The 387-nt window shown below is 74.2% G+C and carries 1 pseudogene; it reads right to left on the bottom strand.

The window, feature by feature from the left end:
• Positions 1-387: pseudogene (locus AC1DES_RS19230) on the bottom strand (HNH endonuclease signature motif containing protein); the annotation flags it as partial.

Genomic DNA, 387 nt, shown 5'->3' on the forward strand with positions numbered 1-387 from the left:
GGCGGGCAGCGAACCGGCCGCGAGGGCGGCCTTGCAGGCACCGACCAGCCCGTCGAGCAGCTTCTGCGGCCGCGACCGCAGGTCCAGGCCGGCCTCGCCGGGGTCATCCTCCGAAGCGGCGTGATTTCCCGCAGCGGCGGCGGCCACGACGCTGGCACTCGCCGAAACGGCGGCCYGGGCAACGCCGGCCGTGACACCGGRGGCAGGGRTGTCCCCTGCCGAAGGGGCCCGGGAAGACGATTCACCCTCWGGCGCCGTGCCCGGCGCCTGCGCGTTGCCGGTGCGGGGGTTGGTGGCGGTGTTCATGACCGTGAGGAGGTGCTCGAACTGGTCGGGGGTCGCGAAGATCTCCAGGCGGTGCAGGCCGTGGCGGTTCCGGCGGATGAA

It is taken from the genome of Arthrobacter sp. 05T442 (assembly GCF_056395945.1).